The sequence below is a fragment of the Pseudomonas sp. 10(2024) genome (assembly GCF_045164175.1).
Classification (GTDB): domain Bacteria; phylum Pseudomonadota; class Gammaproteobacteria; order Pseudomonadales; family Pseudomonadaceae; genus Aquipseudomonas; species Aquipseudomonas alloputida.
The window spans coordinates 5010534-5028072 of the sequence record NZ_CP174006.1; the positions used below are offsets into that span (position 1 = coordinate 5010534).

Here is a 17539-nt window from a genome sequence, read left to right on the forward strand (position 1 = left end):
CCCACAGGGTCCTCAATAAACCTAGAGGCAACGCTTTACCTGTAGGAGCGGGTTCACCCGCGAAGAGGCCGGCACATTCATTCCACCTCTCAAAAACAAAAGCCCAGTAAATTCAAACCCTTGGCGAACGCTGTGGATTCCCGCTAGCATCCCCCCTGCCATTTGCGCCAATAATAAGTTCAAGCCCGTAGCGCCCAACCATCGAGGCCAGCATGTACATCTATCGTTTGGTCCTGCTTCTGGTCGTGGGGATCTACCTGTTCTCCCCGGCCATCATGGACTGGTGGATCGAACCGACCGGAGCCTGGTACCGCCCCTACCTGCTCTGGCTGATCCTGATCGTCGTCACCTTCATCCTGCAGAGCCAACGAGATGCCGATGAGCTTTAGCCTGACCCAGATGATCCTGATCAGCGCCGGGTACCTCATGGTGCTTTTCGGCGTGGCCTGGATCAGCGAGCGCGGGCTGATCCCGCGTTCGATCATTCGCCACCCACTTACCTACACCCTGTCGCTGGGCGTTTACGCCAGTGCCTGGGCCTTCTATGGCTCGGTTGGCCTGGCCTACCAGTACGGCTACGGCTTCCTTGCCTGTTACCTGGGGGTGTCTGGCGCATTCCTGCTAGCGCCGGTGCTGCTCTACCCGATCCTCAAGATCACCCGCACCTACCAGCTGTCATCGCTGGCCGACCTGCTGGCCTTCCGCTTCCGCAGTACCTGGGCCGGAGCCTTGACCACCATCATCATGCTGATTGGCGTGCTGCCGTTGCTGGCCCTGCAGATCCAGGCAGTGGCCGACTCGATCAGCATACTTACCGGTGAACCGGTCAAGGCCCGGGTGGCCTTTGCCTTTTGCACGCTGATCATTCTGTTCACCATCTTCTTCGGCTCGCGGCACATCGCCACGCGCGAAAAACATGAGGGGTTGGTATTCGCCATCGCCTTCGAGTCGGTGATCAAGCTGCTGGCCCTGGGCGGTATCGGCCTGTATGCCTTGTATGGCGTATTCGGCGGCCCGCACGAGCTGGAAGTCTGGCTGCTGCAGAACCAGACCGCCCTCGCCGCCCTGCACACCCCACTGCAGGAAGGCCCATGGCGCACCCTGCTGCTGGTGTTCTTCGCCTCGGCCATCGTCATGCCGCACATGTACCACATGGCCTTTACCGAAAACCTCAACCCGCGCTCGCTGGTCAGCGCCAGCTGGGGCCTGCCGCTGTTCCTGCTGCTGATGAGTCTTGCCGTGCCGCTGGTGCTGTGGGCTGGCCTGCGCCTGGGCGCCAGCACCAACCCCGAGTACTTCACCTTGGGCCTGGGCATCGCCGCCAACAACCAGGCATTGGCACTGCTGGCCTACATTGGCGGCCTGTCGGCAGCCAGCGGCCTGATCATCGTCACCACCCTGGCGCTGTCGGGCATGGCCCTGAACCACCTGGTGCTGCCGCTTTACCAGCCGCCGGCCGAGGGCAACATCTACCGTTGGCTGAAGTGGACCCGCCGTGCACTGATCGTCGCCATCATCACCGCCGGCTTCATGTTCTACCTGAGCCAGAACTACCACCAGAGCCTGGCCAACCTGGGCATCGTCGCCTTCGTCGCCACCTTGCAGTTCCTGCCCGGAGTGCTGTCGGTACTCTACTGGCCAACCGCCAACCGCCGCGGTTTCATCGCCGGGCTGCTTGCCGGCACCCTGGTGTGGATGGTGACCATGCTGCTGCCGCTTCTCGGCAACTTGCAGGGCTTCTACATCCCGCTGCTGGACATGATCTATGTGCTGGACGATACCAGCTGGCACATGGCAGCCATCGCCTCGCTGGCGGCCAACGTGCTGCTGTTCACCCTGATCTCATTGTTCACCAACGCCAGCAACGAAGAAGTCAGCGCGGCAGAAGCCTGTGCCGTGGATAACGTGCGCCGCCCACAGCGCCGCGAGCTGCACGCCGCCTCGCCGCAGGAATTCGCCACCCAGCTGGCCAAGCCGCTGGGCGCCAAGGCCGCGCAAAAGGAAGTCGAGCAAGCGCTGCGCGACCTCTACCTGCCGTTCGACGAACGCCGCCCCTATGCCCTGCGCCGCCTGCGCGACCGCATCGAAGCCAACCTGTCCGGCCTGATGGGGCCGAGCGTGGCCCAGGACATGGTCGAGACTTTCCTGCCGTACAAGTCCGGTAACGAAAACTACGTGACCGAAGACATCCACTTCATCGAAAGCCGCCTGGAAGACTACCACTCGCGCCTGACCGGGTTGGCCGCCGAGCTCGATGCCTTGCGCCGCTACCATCGCCAGACCCTGCAGGAGTTGCCCATGGGCGTCTGCTCGCTGGCCAAGGACCAGGAAATCCTGATGTGGAACAAGGCCATGGAAGAGCTCACCGGCATCGCCGCCAAGCATGTGGTCGGCTCGCGCCTGGTCACCATCGACGAGCCTTGGCGCGGCCTGCTGCAAGGCTTCATCAACGTGCCCGACGAGCACCTGCACAAGCAGCGCCTGGCGCTGGACGGCCAGCCGCGCTGGCTGAACCTGCACAAGGCAGCCATCGACGAGCCACTGGCCCCCGGTAACAGCGGGCTGGTACTGCTGGTGGAAGACCTTACCGAAACCCAGGCACTGGAAGACAAGCTGGTGCACTCCGAGCGCCTGGCCAGCATCGGCCGCCTGGCCGCCGGCGTGGCCCACGAGATCGGCAACCCGATCACCGGCATCGCCTGCCTGGCGCAAAACCTGCGCGAGGAACGCGAAGACGATGGCGAAATCATCGAGTTGTCCAGCCAGATCCTTGACCAGACCAAGCGCGTATCGCGCATCGTCCAGTCGCTGATGAGCTTCGCCCATGCCGGCGGCAGCCACCAGAACAGCGAGGAGCCCGTGTGCCTGGCTGAAGTGGCACAAGATGCCATCGGTCTGCTGGCGTTGAACCGGCGCAATTTCGAAGTACAGTTCTTCAACCTTTGCGACCCGGACCATTGGGCCGAAGGTGACCCGCAGCGCCTGGCCCAGGTGCTGATCAACCTGCTCTCCAACGCCCGCGATGCCTCGCCGCCCGGCAGCGCCGTGCGCGTGCGCAGCGAGGTTAACGAGCACACCGTCGACCTGATCGTCGAAGACGAAGGCAGCGGGATTCCGAAGAACATCATGGACCGCCTGTTCGAACCCTTCTTCACCACCAAGGACCCGGGCGAAGGAACCGGACTGGGGCTCGCTCTGGTCTATTCCATCGTGGAAGAGCATTATGGGCAAATCACCATCGACAGCCCGGCCGATATCGAACGGCAACGTGGCACCCGGATCCGCGTGACCCTGCCCCGGCATGTCGTAGCGACGTCCCCTGAAATTCGAGACCGTCGAGAGAATTGAATCAATGCCGCACATTCTGATCGTCGAAGACGAAACCATCATCCGCTCGGCCCTGCGTCGCCTGCTTGAGCGGAACCAGTACCAGGTCAGCGAGGCCGGCTCGGTGCAGGAAGCCCAGGAACGCTTCAGCATTGCCACTTTCGACCTCATTGTCAGCGACCTGCGCCTGCCAGGCGCGCCCGGCACCGAGCTGATCAAGCTCGGCCAGGGCACCCCGGTGCTGATCATGACCAGTTACGCCAGCCTGCGCTCAGCGGTGGACTCGATGAAAATGGGCGCGGTGGACTACATCGCCAAGCCCTTCGACCACGACGAGATGCTGCAGGCAGTAGCGCGTATTCTGCGTGACCGGCAGAACGCCCCCGCTGCTGCACCGCCTGCCGAGCCACGCGCCAGCAATGGCAAGGCTACAGCGCCCGACAAAGGCAGCGCGGCAACGGCCAATGGCGAGATCGGCATCATCGGCTCGTGCCAGCCCATGCAGGACATGTACAGCAAGATCCGCAAGGTCGCGCCTACCGACTCCAATGTGCTGATCCAGGGCGAGTCGGGCACCGGTAAAGAGCTGGTGGCCCGCGCCCTGCACAACCTGTCTCGCCGGGCCAAGGCACCGATGATCTCGGTGAACTGCGCGGCCATCCCCGAAACGCTGATCGAATCCGAACTGTTCGGCCACGAAAAAGGCGCGTTCACCGGCGCCAGCGCCGGGCGCGCCGGCTTGGTGGAGGCCGCCGATGGCGGGACGCTGTTCCTCGATGAAATTGGCGAACTGCCGCTCGAAGCCCAGGCTCGCCTGCTGCGTGTGCTGCAGGAAGGCGAGATACGCCGGGTAGGTTCGGTGCAGTCGCAAAAGGTCGATGTGCGCCTGATCGCCGCGACCCACCGCGACCTGAAAAACCTGGCCAAGGCCGGCCAGTTCCGTGAAGACTTGTATTACCGACTGCACGTCATCGCCCTGAAGCTGCCGGCTCTGCGCGAGCGTGGCAGCGACGTCAACGAGATCGCCAACGTCTTCCTCGCCCGCCAGAGCGCTCGCATCGGCCGCGACGACCTGCACTTCTCGGCCGAGGCCGAGCAAGCCATTCGTCACTACAGCTGGCCCGGTAACGTGCGTGAACTGGAAAACGCCGTGGAGCGCGCGGTGATCCTCAGCGAGAGCGCAGAAATTTCCGCCGAGCTGCTGGGCATCGACATCGAGCTGAGCGACCTGGAAGAGGACGACATCCTCGACAATGCCCTGGTGGTGGCCAACGCGGGCAATGCCAGCCACGAGCCGACCGAAGACCTGTCGCTGGAAGACTACTTCCAGCACTTCGTGCTTGAACACCAGGACCACATGACCGAGACCGAATTGGCACGCAAGCTCGGCGTCAGCCGCAAGTGCCTGTGGGAACGCCGCCAGCGCCTGGGCATCCCACGGCGCAAGAGCAACGCTACCAGCGAATAACCCACCTGCGCACCGCACGCCGCAGCCTAAGCGGCGTCGGTGAGATCGAGCGCCGCCCGCGCGGCGCTTCGCGGCTAAAGCCGCTCCTACATTTGTTTCGGGCCAGTCCCTCCTGCGCCACACGCGCGCGACCGCCTTGTTGTACGACGCAATCTCGAGCCATGCGCCAAGGCGCTCGCGCGCAAATCCCACAGAAAAAATTGGCCCGAACAAATGTAGGAGCGGCTTTAGCCGCGAAGCGCCGCGCGGGCGGCGCTCGGTCTCACCGGCGCTGAACGTGTCACGGCGAACACCCCAGGTAACACCTCACCTCCCGTAAAAATCTGTTACCCAAGCTTTCCGCCGTAACAGTCCCCGAGGCGTACGGTAACGAAATTGCGACATTTTCGACCTGCCAAAAACTGCAGAACCCGCTCAACCCCTTGATTTTATTGAGTTTTGAAAAGTTGGCACGGCACCTGCTATATGTTTGGTACAAGAACAATAACAACCACTGCAACTCAGAATAAGAACAAGACGAAACGGCTCACGCACAATAAAAACAAGATGGCGGAGGCGCAGCTAACTGATTCTTTTGGAGAGGATGCGTGTTTGGGGCTTGCCCCACAACCAGGCAGAGAACAACAAAAACTGCACTAAAAGCAGCGCCTGAACTGGTTGGATCGACAGATCAACGTGTCATCAGCGGCCAAAGCAATCCGTTTGCTCTTTACCCCCGGTTTGGGGGTCGTCCACAAGTTTCGAGATTTGTGGGCAGGGCACTCAACAAAAACAAGAAGCCCAGCAAAAAAACAATAAGAGCACGCAACGACTTCTTGGGGAGCTTAGGCTCCCCTTGTCGTTTCTACCCTTCTGGCAGGCATCCTGCTACCCGCCTACACCATTCCCCGAGTAAATGCTAGAATCCCCGCCCATCATGCGGCCATTCTCCTATTCTTGGCCGAACATTCCTTCACACAGTGCATCCCATGCTGAAGAAGCTGTTCCAGTCTTTCCGCCCGCCCGTACCGGGCCCGCACCACAGGCGCACCACGCCCGAGGTGATCAACAAGAGCCAGCACTCGCTGCAGCGCCACCAGTTCAGCCGTCATGCGGTAAACATCGTGGAGCGGCTGCAAAGCGCCGGCTACCAGGCTTACCTGGTCGGTGGCTGTGTCCGCGACCTGATGCTGGGCATCACGCCCAAGGACTTCGACGTCGCCACCAGCGCCACCCCCGAACAGGTCCGTGCCGAGTTCCGCAACGCCCGCATCATTGGTCGTCGCTTCAAATTGGTCCATGTGCATTTCGGCCGTGAGATCATTGAAGTCGCCACCTTCCGCGCCCACCACTCCGAGGACGACCAGGGCGATGCCCACCGTTCGTCGCATAACGCCAGTGGCCGCATTCTGCGAGACAACGTGTACGGCACCCTGGAAGAGGACGCGCAACGCCGCGACTTCACCATCAACGCCCTGTACTACGATCCGGTCAGCGAGCGCATTCTCGATTACGCCAACGGTGTGCACGACGTGCGCAATCGCCTGCTGCGGCTGATCGGAGACCCGACCCACCGCTACCAGGAAGACCCGGTGCGCATGCTGCGCGCGGTGCGCTTTGCCGCCAAGCTCGACTTTGGCATCGAAAAGCACACTTACCTGCCGATTCGCGGCCTGGCCCCGATGCTGCGCGAGATTCCACCCGCGCGCCTGTTCGAGGAATGCCTCAAGCTGTTCCTCAGCGGCCAAGGTGCCATCGCCTTCGAAATGCTGGTTGACCTGGAGTTGTTCGAACCGCTGTTCCCGGCCAGTGCCCACGCGCTGGACGAGCGGCCGACCTACACCCACACGCTGATCAGCCAGGCATTGAACAACACCGACCTGCGCGTGAAGCAGGGCAAGCCGGTGACGCCAGCCTTCCTGTTTGCTGCTTTGCTCTGGCCAGCCCTGCCGGCCCGTGTGCTGCACCTGCAGAACCAGGGCGTGCCGCCGATCCCGGCCATGAACGGTGCGGCCCACGACCTGATCGCCGAGCAGTGCGCGCGCATTGCCATCCCCAAGCGTTTTACCCTGCCGATCCGCGAGATCTGGGACATGCAGGAGCGCCTGCCGCGCCGCAGCGGCAAGCGCGCCGACATGCTGCTGGACAACCCGCGTTTCCGCGCCGGTTACGACTTCCTGCTGCTGCGTGAAAGCGCCGGGGAAGAAACCGACGACCTGGGCCAGTGGTGGACCGATTACCAGGACGCAAACGACAGCGAGCGCCGCGAGATGATCCGCGAGCTTGGCAGCCGTGATGAAAGCGCCGGCCCGCGCAAGCGCAAGCGCAGCAGCAGCAAACGCAAGCGCAGTGGCGACGAGGCGTTCGAGTGACCATTCGCGCCTACGTAGGTCTGGGCAGCAACCTGGACGCACCTGCCGAGCAGCTGCGTAGCGCCTTTCAGGCGCTGGACCAGGTCGAAGCCACGCGCCTGGTAGCCGCCTCGGCCCTGTACACCAGCGATTCGCTGCTGCCCGGCCAACCGCGCTACACCAATGCTGTCGCCGCCCTGGATACCGCCCTGGCACCACTGGCATTGCTCGATGCGCTGCAGGCCATCGAAAACGACCAGGGCCGCGTGCGCAAAGAGCGCTGGGGCCCACGCACGCTGGACCTGGACATCCTGCTGTTCGGTGACCAGGTACTCGACCAGCCACGCCTGAAAGTGCCGCATTACCACATGCATGCCCGCCCGTTCGTGCTGTATCCGTTGGCCGAACTGGTACCGGGGGATTTCCGCCTGGCCGATGGCCGCGCCCTCGCGCAACTGCTCGACGAATGCCCGTTCGTCGGCCTGGAACGCCTGTAGACCGGGCGTTCCAGCCTGCATCGCCACCTCGGTAACGCCAGTAACACCCTGATCGTAACAATGCGGTAACAGGGTGATTGACTTCCCACACCTCGCTCACGACTATAGGCGTCCCGTGTGGCACCAAAGTGCCGCATACCCGTATTTAGGCCCGGACGGACCTGTGCCCGAACATCACGCGCGATGATGTGCCGCTCCGGAAGATGACTACACGCGTTGAATGCAGTCGTTTTTTACAGCGCCTGAACGAGGAATTTCCTACATGCCTGAAGTAACCCTTACCACCCTTAACGGCCTCAAGGCCAAGGGTGAAAAAATCACCATGCTGACCTGCTACGACGCGACCTTCGCCAAGGCCGCCAGCCAGGCCGGCGTTGAAGTGTTGCTGGTGGGCGACTCGCTGGGGATGGTCCTGCAGGGCCACGACAGCACCTTGCCGGTCACCACAGCGGAGATGGCCTACCACACCGCCAGCGTCAAACGCGGCAACGACGGCGCGCTGATCCTCACCGACCTGCCGTTCATGGCCCACGCCACCCCCGAGCAGGCCTTTGCCAACAGCGCCACACTGATGCAGGCCGGCGCCCACATGGTCAAGATCGAAGGCGCAGCCTGGCTGGCCGAAACCATCCGCTTGCTGGCCGAACGTGGTGTGCCGGTGTGCGCGCACATGGGCCTGACCCCGCAAACCGTCAACGTGTTGGGCGGCTACAAAGTGCAGGGCCGCCAGGAGGCCCAGGCCCGGCAGATGCGCGCCGACGCCATTGCCCTGGAACAGGCCGGTGCGGCCATGCTGCTGCTCGAGTGCGTACCCAGCGAACTGGCGGCGGAAATCACCAATGCCGTTGGCATCCCGGTAATCGGCATTGGCGCCGGCAGCGCCACCGATGGCCAGGTACTGGTACTGCACGACATGCTCGGCCTGTCGCTGAGCGGCCGGGTACCGAAGTTCGTGAAGAACTTCATGCAGGGCCAGCCGGATATCCATAGCGCCCTCGTCGCTTACGTCGAGGCGGTCAAGCAAGTCAGTTTCCCAGGCAGCGAACACGGGTTCAGTGCATGAATACAGTCAAGACCGTCCGCGAACTGCGCGCGGCAGTGGCCCGCGCGCGCGGTGAGGGCAAACGCATCGGTTTCGTGCCGACCATGGGCAACCTGCACAGCGGCCATGCGGCCTTGGTGGCCAAGGCTGCCCAGCGCGCCGATTTCGTGGTCGCCAGTATCTTCGTCAACCCGCTGCAGTTCGGCGCCAACGAAGACCTCGACAAATACCCACGCACCCTGGCAGCCGACCAGGAGCGCCTGGTGCAGGCCGGCTGCAACCTGCTGTTCGCGCCCACGGTGGAAGAGATGTACCCCGACGGCATGAGCGTGCAAACCCGCGTCAGCGTGCCCCAGCTTTCCGAAGGCCTGTGCGGCGCCAGCCGGCCTGGGCATTTCGAGGGTGTGGCCACCGTGGTGAACAAGCTGTTCAACATGGTCCAGCCAGACCTTGCCGTGTTCGGCGAGAAGGACTATCAGCAGTTGGCGGTGATCCGCGCCATGGTGCGCGACCTGAACATGCCGATCCAGATCATCGGCGAACCCACCGTGCGTGCCGAAGATGGCTTGGCGCTGTCGTCGCGCAATGGCTACCTCACGCCAGAGCAGCGTACTGCTGCGCCAGCGCTGTACCGCACACTGCAGCACATTGCAGCGGGCATCGGCCGTGGCCAGCGGGATTTTGCCGCGCTGGTCGCTGAAGGCCAGGCGCAACTGAGCGCAGCGGGTTTCCGTCCGGATTACCTGGAAGTACGCCATGCCGTAAGTTTGCGCCCGGCAGTGATCGATGATCGAGACCTGGTGGTGATTGCGGCGGCTTACCTGGGTAACACACGGTTGATCGACAATCTCTACCTGCATTTGGAAGAGAAGACCGCATAACGGTCTTGGGCTGCCTTGCAGCCCATTCGCGGGCAAGCCCGCTCCTGCGCGTTTATCTGTAGGGGCGGGCTTGCTTGCAATGCCCCACCAAAATCCCCCTGCCATACCCATTCCCAGCACGTGGCCTTTGCCTATAATGGTGCCAGCCTGAACCCGGCATCGACTGCCGTGTCCAAGCCCTCACCACGCACCAAGGGAACCCCGCGCAATGGCGTATTACCGTACACCCCACGATGTGACGGCCCTGCCCGCCTGGCAGGCGCTTCAGAAACACCGCGACGCCATGCAAAGCTTCAGCATGCGCGAAGCCTTCGCCGCCGATGCCAAGCGCTTCGACCAGTTTTCCCTCAGCGCTTGCGGCCTGTTCCTCGACTACTCGAAAAACCTGATCACCGAGCAAAGCCGCGATCTGCTGGTCAACCTGGCCAATGAAGTGGGCCTGCAGGACGCCATCAAGTCGATGTTCGGTGGTGAGATCATCAATGCCTCCGAAGGCCGCCCGGTGCTGCACACCGCCTTGCGCCGGCCTGTAGGTGACAAACTCAGTGTCAACGGCGTGAACGTCATGCCGGAAGTGCACAAGGTGCTCAACCAGATTACCGAACTGGTTGGTCGCATTCACGATGGCCTGTGGCGCGGCTACAGCGAAAAGCCGATCACCGACGTGGTCAACATTGGCATTGGCGGTTCGTTCCTCGGCCCCGAGCTGGTTTCCGAAGCGCTGCTACCCTACGCCCAGCGCGGCGTGCGCTGCCACTACCTGGCCAATATCGACGGCAGCGAGTTCCACGAGCTGTCGGCCAACCTGCGCGCCGAAACCACCCTGTTCATCGTCTCGTCGAAGTCGTTCAACACCCTCGAGACACTGAAAAACGCCATGGCCGCGCGGACCTGGTACCTGGCCCAAGGCGGCTCGGAAGCCGAGCTGTACCGCCATTTCATTGCCGTATCCAGCAACAAGGCCGCTGCTGTAGCGTTCGGTATCCGCGAAGAAAACATCTTCCCGATGTGGGACTGGGTAGGTGGGCGCTACTCGCTGTGGTCGGCCATCGGCCTGCCGATCGCCCTGGCCATCGGCACTGCCAACTTCAAGGAACTGCTGTCCGGTGCCTACACCATGGACCAGCACTTCCAGACCGCACCGTTCGACAAGAACATGCCGGTGCTACTGGCCCTGCTGGGCGTGTGGTATGGCAACTTCTGGGACGCGAACAGCCACGCGATCCTGCCGTACGACCACTACCTGCGCAACATCACCAAGCACCTGCAGCAGCTGGACATGGAATCCAACGGCAAGAGCGTGCTGCAAGACGGTACCCCGGTGAAGACCGACACCGGGCCGGTGATCTGGGGCGGCGTGGGCTGCAACGGCCAGCATGCCTACCACCAGTTGCTGCACCAGGGCACCCAGTTGATTCCGGCCGATTTCATCGTGCCGGTGGTGAGCTTCAACCCGGTGGCCGACCACCACCAGTGGCTGTACGCCAACTGCCTGTCGCAGAGCCAGGCGCTGATGCTGGGCAAAACCCGCGAGGAAGCCGAAGCCGAATTGCGCGCTAAAGGCCTCAACGAAGCAGACATCGAAAAGCTGGCCCCGCACAAGGTGATCCCGGGTAACCGCCCGAGCAACACGTTGGTGGTCGAGCGCATCAGCCCGCGGCGCCTGGGCGCGTTGGTGGCGATGTACGAGCACAAGGTGTTCGTACAGAGCGTTATCTGGGGTATCAACGCCTTCGATCAGTGGGGCGTCGAGCTGGGTAAGGAACTGGGCAAGGGCGTTTACCAGCGCTTGGTCGGCAGCCTGGAAGACAGCGCCGAAGACGGTTCCACCCAAGGCCTGATCAACTACTTCCGCGGCCGTCACCGCGGTTGATCCGAAGCTTGTGCCGGCCTCTTCGCGGGTAAACCCGCCTACCAGGCAACGCGTTACCTCGTAGGAGCGGGTTTACCCGCGAAGAGGCCGGCCCAGGTTGAACACCGCTCCCAGCTACACTGTCCTATCGAATAGCCGTTGCAGTCCATCGCCCCTTACAAGAGCAGGACCACCCGCCATGTTCGATATCCGCAAATACCCCCAGGCCCTGGCCGTCAGCCAGTCCGCCGCCCTCACCCCCGAAGACTACCGCCGCCTCTACCGCCAGTCGGTCGAAGACCCAGACACCTTCTGGGCCGAACAGGCCAAACGCCTGGACTGGATCAAACCGTGGTCAAGCGTGCAGCAATGCGACCTGCTTACCGGCAAGGCCCGCTGGTTCGACGGCGCGCAACTCAACGTCAGCTACAACTGCATCGACCGTCACCTGGCCCAGCGAGGCGAGCAAACGGCCCTGCAGTGGGAAGGCGACGATCCCAAGGACTCCAAGGCCATCACCTACCGCGAACTGCACCGTCAGGTCTGCCGCCTGGCCAATGCAATGAAAGCGCGCGGTGTGAAGAAAGGCGACCGGGTGTGCATCTACATGCCAATGATTCCCGAGGCCGCCTTCGCCATGCTCGCCTGCACCCGCATCGGCGCCATCCACTCGGTGGTGTTCGGCGGTTTCTCCCCCGATGCCTTGCGAGACCGCATTCTCGATGCCGACTGCCGCACCGTGATCACCGCCGATGAAGGCGTGCGTGGCGGCAAACGCATCCCGCTGAAACAGAACGTCGACAAGGCCCTGGCCAGCTGCCCAGCGGTCAGTAGCGTGTTGGTGGTGCGCCGCACTGGCGGCGATGTTGCCTGGACCGAGGGCCGCGACCTCTGGTATCACGAAGCGACGAAGGATGCCGGCGACGACTGCCCCCCAGAACCGATGGAGGCCGAAGACCCGTTGTTCATCCTCTACACCTCCGGCAGCACCGGCAAACCCAAAGGAGTGCTGCATACCACCGGCGGCTACCTGCTGCAGGCAACGATGACCTTCAAGGTGGTGTTCGATTATCGTGACGGCGAGGTGTTCTGGTGCACCGCCGATGTCGGCTGGGTGACCGGCCACAGCTACATCGTCTATGGCCCGCTGGCCAATGGTGCAATCTCGCTGATGTTCGAAGGCGTGCCCAACTACCCCGACACCTCGCGCTTCTGGCAGGTGGTGGACAAGCACCAGGTGAACATCTTCTACACCGCCCCGACCGCCCTGCGCGCACTGATGCGTGAGGGCTCCGCGCCACTGCAGAGCACCTCACGCAAAAGCCTGCGTCTGCTGGGCAGCGTCGGCGAGCCGATCAACCCGGAAGCCTGGGAATGGTACTTCGAGGAGGTCGGGCAAAAGCGCTGCCCGATTGTGGATACCTGGTGGCAGACCGAAACCGGCGGCATCATGCTCACCCCACTGCCCGGCACACAGTCACTCAAACCCGGCTGCGCCACCCAGCCGATGTTCGGCGTGCAACCGGTGCTGCTGGACGAAAAAGGCAAACTGATCGAAGGCCCCGGCGCCGGCGTGCTGGCGATCAAAGCCAGCTGGCCCGGGCAGATCCGCAGCGTCTACGGCGACCACCAACGGATGGTCGACACCTACTTCAAGCCCTTGCCCGGCTACTACTTCACTGGCGACGGTGCCCGTCGCGATGCCGATGGCGACTACTGGATCACCGGGCGCATCGACGATGTGATCAACGTGTCCGGGCACCGCATCGGCACCGCTGAAGTGGAAAGCGCACTGGTGCTGCATGACAGCGTGGCCGAAGCCGCGGTGGTCGGCTACCCCCACGACCTCAAGGGCCAAGGCGTCTACGCCTTCGTCACGACCATGAATGGCGTGACACCAGATGACACGCTCAAGGCCGAGCTGCTGGCCCTGGTCAGCAAGGAAATCGGCAGCTTCGCCAAGCCTGAGCTGATTCAGTGGGCGCCAGCGCTACCCAAGACGCGCTCAGGCAAGATCATGCGGCGTATACTGCGCAAAATCGCCTGCAATGAGCTGGAAAACCTGGGCGATACCTCGACCCTGGCCGACCCAAGCGTGGTACAGGGCCTGATCGACAAACGCCTCAACCAGTAACCGGCGGCCAGCAATCATGGCCGCCCTGCACAGCAGGTCGCCATGGAAGCCCTTCGTCGCCGCATCGAAACCCAGGTCATGAGCCTCACCGGGCTGGCCCTCGGCCAGCTCGACCTGGAATCGCCCAAGGGCGACCCCGGCCTGTTCGGCCCGCACAGCATCAGCTGGCGCGTCCATGGCGACTTCCCGAGCATGCTGGTCGGTGGCATCAGCGCGCTGATGCTGCAGTTGTTGCATCCCCTGGCCCTGGCCGGTGTGTGGGACCACTCCAACTTTCGTGAAGACCTGCTCGGCCGCTTGCGCCGCACCAGCCAGTTCATTTCCGGCACCACCTTCGGCGCCACGGGCGATGCCGAGTGGCTGATCGACAAAGTGCGCACCATTCACCTGCAGGTCACCGGCACGGCACCAGATGGCCGCCCCTATGCGGCCAGCGACCCGGATCTGTTGACCTGGGTGCATGTAGCGGAGGTCAGCCGTTTCCTCGCTGCCCACCTGCGTTACCGCAACCCACGCCTGCCACGCGCCGAGCAGGATGCCTATTACAACGAAATCGCCCTGATCGCCGAGCGCCTTGGCGCCCGTGACGTGCCGCGCTCGTGTCAGCAAGTTGAAGACTATCTGCAACACATACGCCCGCAGCTGCATTGTGATGCGCGCAGCCATGAGGTGATACGAATCCTGCTCGACGCCCCTGCCCCCAGCCGCCTGGCACAGCCGGTTGGCAAACTGATGCTGCACGCGGGTATCGACTTGCTGCCCGGCTGGGCCCAGGCCCTGCTCGGCCTGCAGCACGGGCCTCTGCAACAGCGCCTGATTCGCCTGGGCCTGCGACGCACCGCGCCGGTACTGCGCTGGGCAATGCGCGACGGCTCGGCACACCGGGCCAAACGGCGCATGGGCATTGATTGAGCGCAAAGGGTGGCCCCTGCGGAACTGATTTAACGTGCCATACTCCAAGCACTCCTGCTTAGACTGACGAAGCGACACATGTACAAAGGATTGACTCGCGCCGCTGGCGCAATCGTGGCCTTGGTAGCCCTGTATAGCCTGCTTGGCTTTCTCATTCTTCCTGGTGTCGCACTGCGCATTGCCAACCAGCAGTTGGCCCAATACGCCACCGTGCCGGCTCACCTCGAACGGATCGAACTCAACCCCTTCAGCCTTGAGCTGACGCTGTGGGGCCTGCAGATCGGCGAGCCGGGCAAGGAGCAGGTCGGCTTCGAGCGTCTTTACGCTAACGCCTCGCTCGACAGCCTGTGGACCAAAGCCCTGCATCTGGAAGCGGTGGAACTCGACAAGCCGCGCAACGAAGTGCTGTTCGCCAAGGACGGTACCCTCAACCTGACCGGGTTGTTCAAACTACCGGCCAGCGAAGCCAAACCCGAAGAGCCGCCCAGCGACCCGTTCCCGCTGCGTATTGGCAGCATCAAACTCGTCGACGGCTACCTGCACTTCGAAGACCTGCGCCCCAGCGAGCCGATCGAATTCCTCTACGACAACATGAATCTGGAGCTGAAAAACCTCAGCACCCTGCCCAACGACAATGCCGACATGACCTTGGTGGCCAGCGGCCCGCACGGCGGACGCATCGACTGGAAGGGCACCCTGAGCCTGTCGCCGATCGCCTCCGAAGGCACACTGAAGGTCACTGACGGCAAGATGAAGCTGTTCTGGCCCTACGTGCGCGATGCCGTGCCACTGGTGCTGGAAGACGGCGTGGTAAGCCTCGATACGCATTACAAGCTCAACCTCGCCAAACAGACCGAGCTGCTGCTGGATAACCTCTCCGTGCGCATCGCGCCATTCGCCATCAAGGCGCCGGATGGCCGACCGTTGGCACGTCTGGCCAGCCTGGAGGTTAGCGAAACCTCCATCGATCTGGTCAAGCAGCAGGTCACCGTGGGCAAGGTCCGCAGCGAAAAGCTCGAAACCTGGGCGGCGCTGGAAAAAGATGGCCAGCTCGACTGGCAGAAGCTGTTCGCCAGCCAACCCGCCAAGGCCACGCCGAAGGAAAAGGCCGAGCCGGCTGCCGCGGAACCTACGCCTGAAGAGAAAGCTGCCAAAGAGCCAAGCAAGCCTTGGCAAGTGCTGCTCAAGGACGTGCAGTTGCGCAACTACCTGGTGCATCTGGCAGATCGCAGCCAGAAGGAACCGGTAGCCTTGGACATTGGCCCTCTCAACGCCGACCTGCAAGGTTTCGACAGCCTCAACCAGTCGCCCTTCACCCTCAAACTCGATACCGGTGTGGGCAAGCAAGGCAAGCTGCAGGCCGCAGGCCAGGTCAACCTGGCACCGATATGGGCAAAGCTGGATGTGAGCACCCGCGACATCGACCTGCGTGTGGCCCAGGCCTACATCAGCCCGTTCATCCTGCTGGAGCTGCGCAGCGGCATGCTCTCCAGCGACCTCAAGGTCGACCTGAAGAACACCGCGCCGCTGGCCTTCAATGTGACCGGCAAGGCGCAGGTCAGCCAGTTGCACACCCTCGACACCATCAAGAGCCGAGACTTCGTCAAATGGCAGCAGGTGAACGTCGACGGCTTGTCCTACGTGCACGGCGATGCTCTGTCGATCGACAAGGTGACCCTGCTGCAGCCCTATGCACGCTTCATCATCAACGAAGACCGCACCACCAATGTCAATGACCTGCTGATCCCGCAACCGGCCGACGCCCCGGCGAGCAGCCAGCCCAAGCCGACCACGGCCAGCAACAACAAGCCGCTTGGCATCCATATCGGACAGATCGACATCAACGACGGCTCGGCCAACTTTGCCGACCTGTCGCTTACCCCCAACTTCGCCACGGCCATCCAGCAACTCAACGGCCAGATCGGCACCATCGACAACCGCAAGCCACAGCCGGCCAAGGTCGACGTCAAAGGCAAGGTAGACCGCTACGCACCGGTCACCATCAAGGGCGCACTCAACCCGTTCAACCCACTGGCCAGCCTGGACATTGCCACCAGCTTCAAGCGTGTCGAACTGACCACGCTGACGCCCTACTCCGGCAAGTTCGCCGGTTTCCGCATCCGCAAAGGGCGGCTGAACCTGGACCTGCACTACTTGATCACCAACGGCCAGCTCAAGGCCGAGAACAAGGTAGTAGTGGAGCAACTGCAGCTGGGCGAGAAAGTCGACAGCCCGGATGCGGTCGACCTGCCGATCCGCCTGGCGGTGGCATTGCTGAAGGATACCGAGGGCAAGATCTCGATCGAGCTGCCGGTGTCTGGCGACCTCAACAACCCGCAATTCAGCGTGATGCCGATTGTTTGGCAAACCCTGCGCAACCTGGTGCTGCGCGCGGCGCAGGCGCCATTCAAATTCATTGGCGGGCTGATCAGCGGCGGCAGCTCGGAAGACCTTGGCAACGTGGCGTTCGCCCCCGGCTCCAGCGAACTCAGCAGCGAGGCCCAGTCGTCCCTGGACAAGCTGGCATCCGCGCTGAAAGAGCGCCCGGAACTGCGCCTGGAAATCGAAGGCACCAGCGCCCAGGCCAGCGATGGCCCGCTGATTGCCCAACAGCGCCTTGAGCGTGAGTACCAGGCCACCTGGTACAAGATCCTGCAGCGACGGGGTGACAAGGTGCCGGCCAATGCCTCGATGCTGGTGGTGGACGACAGCGACAAGCCCGCGATGCTCGAAGGCATTTACCGCACCCGCCTGAAACAGCAGCCGCCAGCAGAATGGGAGCAACTGAGCCGTGACGAGCGTACCGCCAAGCTGCGCGCCGCGGTGATCAAGTCTTGGGCTGAGAGTACCGCCTTGCTGCGTACATTGGGCCAGGAGCGGGCCAGCAGCATCAAGGACTACCTCGTGGACAAGGGCAAGCTTGAAGATGACCGGGTGTACTTCATCGACACCAGCCTGGGGCAGCCTGAAAGCGATGGGCGGGTGATTACGCCGATGCATCTGGATGCCGAGTAATCCCCTCCGGCAGGCCTGGCCTCTTCGCAAGCACGCCCGCCCCCACAGGCCTGCGCAATACCTGTGGGAACGAGCGTGCCC

General features: G+C 62.8%; 11 protein-coding genes. All 11 read left to right on the forward strand.

Annotated features, from left to right (window positions below):
• The first annotated feature begins 212 nt into the window (after window positions 1-212).
• Window positions 213-389, forward strand: coding sequence for a hypothetical protein (locus ACI7M0_RS22710; RefSeq protein ID WP_003250005.1), 177 nt, complete (start codon window positions 213-215; stop codon window positions 387-389).
• Window positions 373-3348 carry a sensor histidine kinase gene (locus ACI7M0_RS22715; protein WP_165366975.1) on the forward strand — a complete coding sequence of 992 codons (2976 nt, stop codon included), beginning with the start codon at window positions 373-375 and terminating at the stop codon, window positions 3346-3348. The genes ACI7M0_RS22710 and ACI7M0_RS22715 overlap by 17 nt, the downstream gene beginning before the upstream one ends.
• 4 nt (window positions 3349-3352) lie before the next feature.
• Window positions 3353-4795, forward strand: a complete 1443-nt coding sequence (locus tag ACI7M0_RS22720; RefSeq protein WP_003249998.1) for a sigma-54 dependent transcriptional regulator — start codon at window positions 3353-3355, stop codon at window positions 4793-4795.
• Between the two features lie 968 nt (window positions 4796-5763).
• Window positions 5764-7146, forward strand: a complete 1383-nt coding sequence (locus ACI7M0_RS22725) for a polynucleotide adenylyltransferase PcnB (protein WP_020191715.1) — start codon at window positions 5764-5766, stop codon at window positions 7144-7146.
• Window positions 7143-7622: a 2-amino-4-hydroxy-6-hydroxymethyldihydropteridine diphosphokinase gene (folK, locus tag ACI7M0_RS22730; protein ID WP_104887044.1), complete on the forward strand. Its 480-nt coding sequence runs from the start codon at window positions 7143-7145 to the stop codon at window positions 7620-7622. Before ACI7M0_RS22725 ends, folK begins: the two co-directional genes overlap by 4 nt.
• 262 nt (window positions 7623-7884) lie before the next feature.
• Window positions 7885-8685 (forward strand): 3-methyl-2-oxobutanoate hydroxymethyltransferase, encoded by an 801-nt coding sequence (gene panB, locus ACI7M0_RS22735; RefSeq protein WP_003249992.1) that lies wholly within the window; start codon window positions 7885-7887, stop codon window positions 8683-8685.
• Window positions 8682-9545, forward strand: a complete 864-nt coding sequence (panC, locus tag ACI7M0_RS22740) for a pantoate--beta-alanine ligase (RefSeq protein WP_104962583.1) — start codon at window positions 8682-8684, stop codon at window positions 9543-9545. The genes panB and panC overlap by 4 nt, the downstream gene beginning before the upstream one ends.
• Window positions 9546-9753: 208 nt before the next feature.
• Window positions 9754-11418 carry a glucose-6-phosphate isomerase gene (pgi, locus tag ACI7M0_RS22745; protein ID WP_104887043.1) on the forward strand — a complete coding sequence of 555 codons (1665 nt, stop codon included), beginning with the start codon at window positions 9754-9756 and terminating at the stop codon, window positions 11416-11418.
• Window positions 11419-11596: 178 nt separating this feature from the next.
• The gene (gene acs, locus ACI7M0_RS22750; RefSeq protein ID WP_129932212.1) at window positions 11597-13531 is read left to right on the forward strand and encodes an acetate--CoA ligase; all 1935 of its coding nucleotides are present in this window, start codon (window positions 11597-11599) and stop codon (window positions 13529-13531) included.
• Between the two features lie 42 nt (window positions 13532-13573).
• Window positions 13574-14443 (forward strand): oxygenase MpaB family protein, encoded by an 870-nt coding sequence (locus ACI7M0_RS22755; RefSeq protein ID WP_010955352.1) that lies wholly within the window; start codon window positions 13574-13576, stop codon window positions 14441-14443.
• 78 nt (window positions 14444-14521) lie between these two features.
• Window positions 14522-17458 (forward strand): DUF748 domain-containing protein, encoded by a 2937-nt coding sequence (locus ACI7M0_RS22760; protein WP_129932211.1) that lies wholly within the window; start codon window positions 14522-14524, stop codon window positions 17456-17458.
• Window positions 17459-17539: the final 81 nt, after the last annotated feature.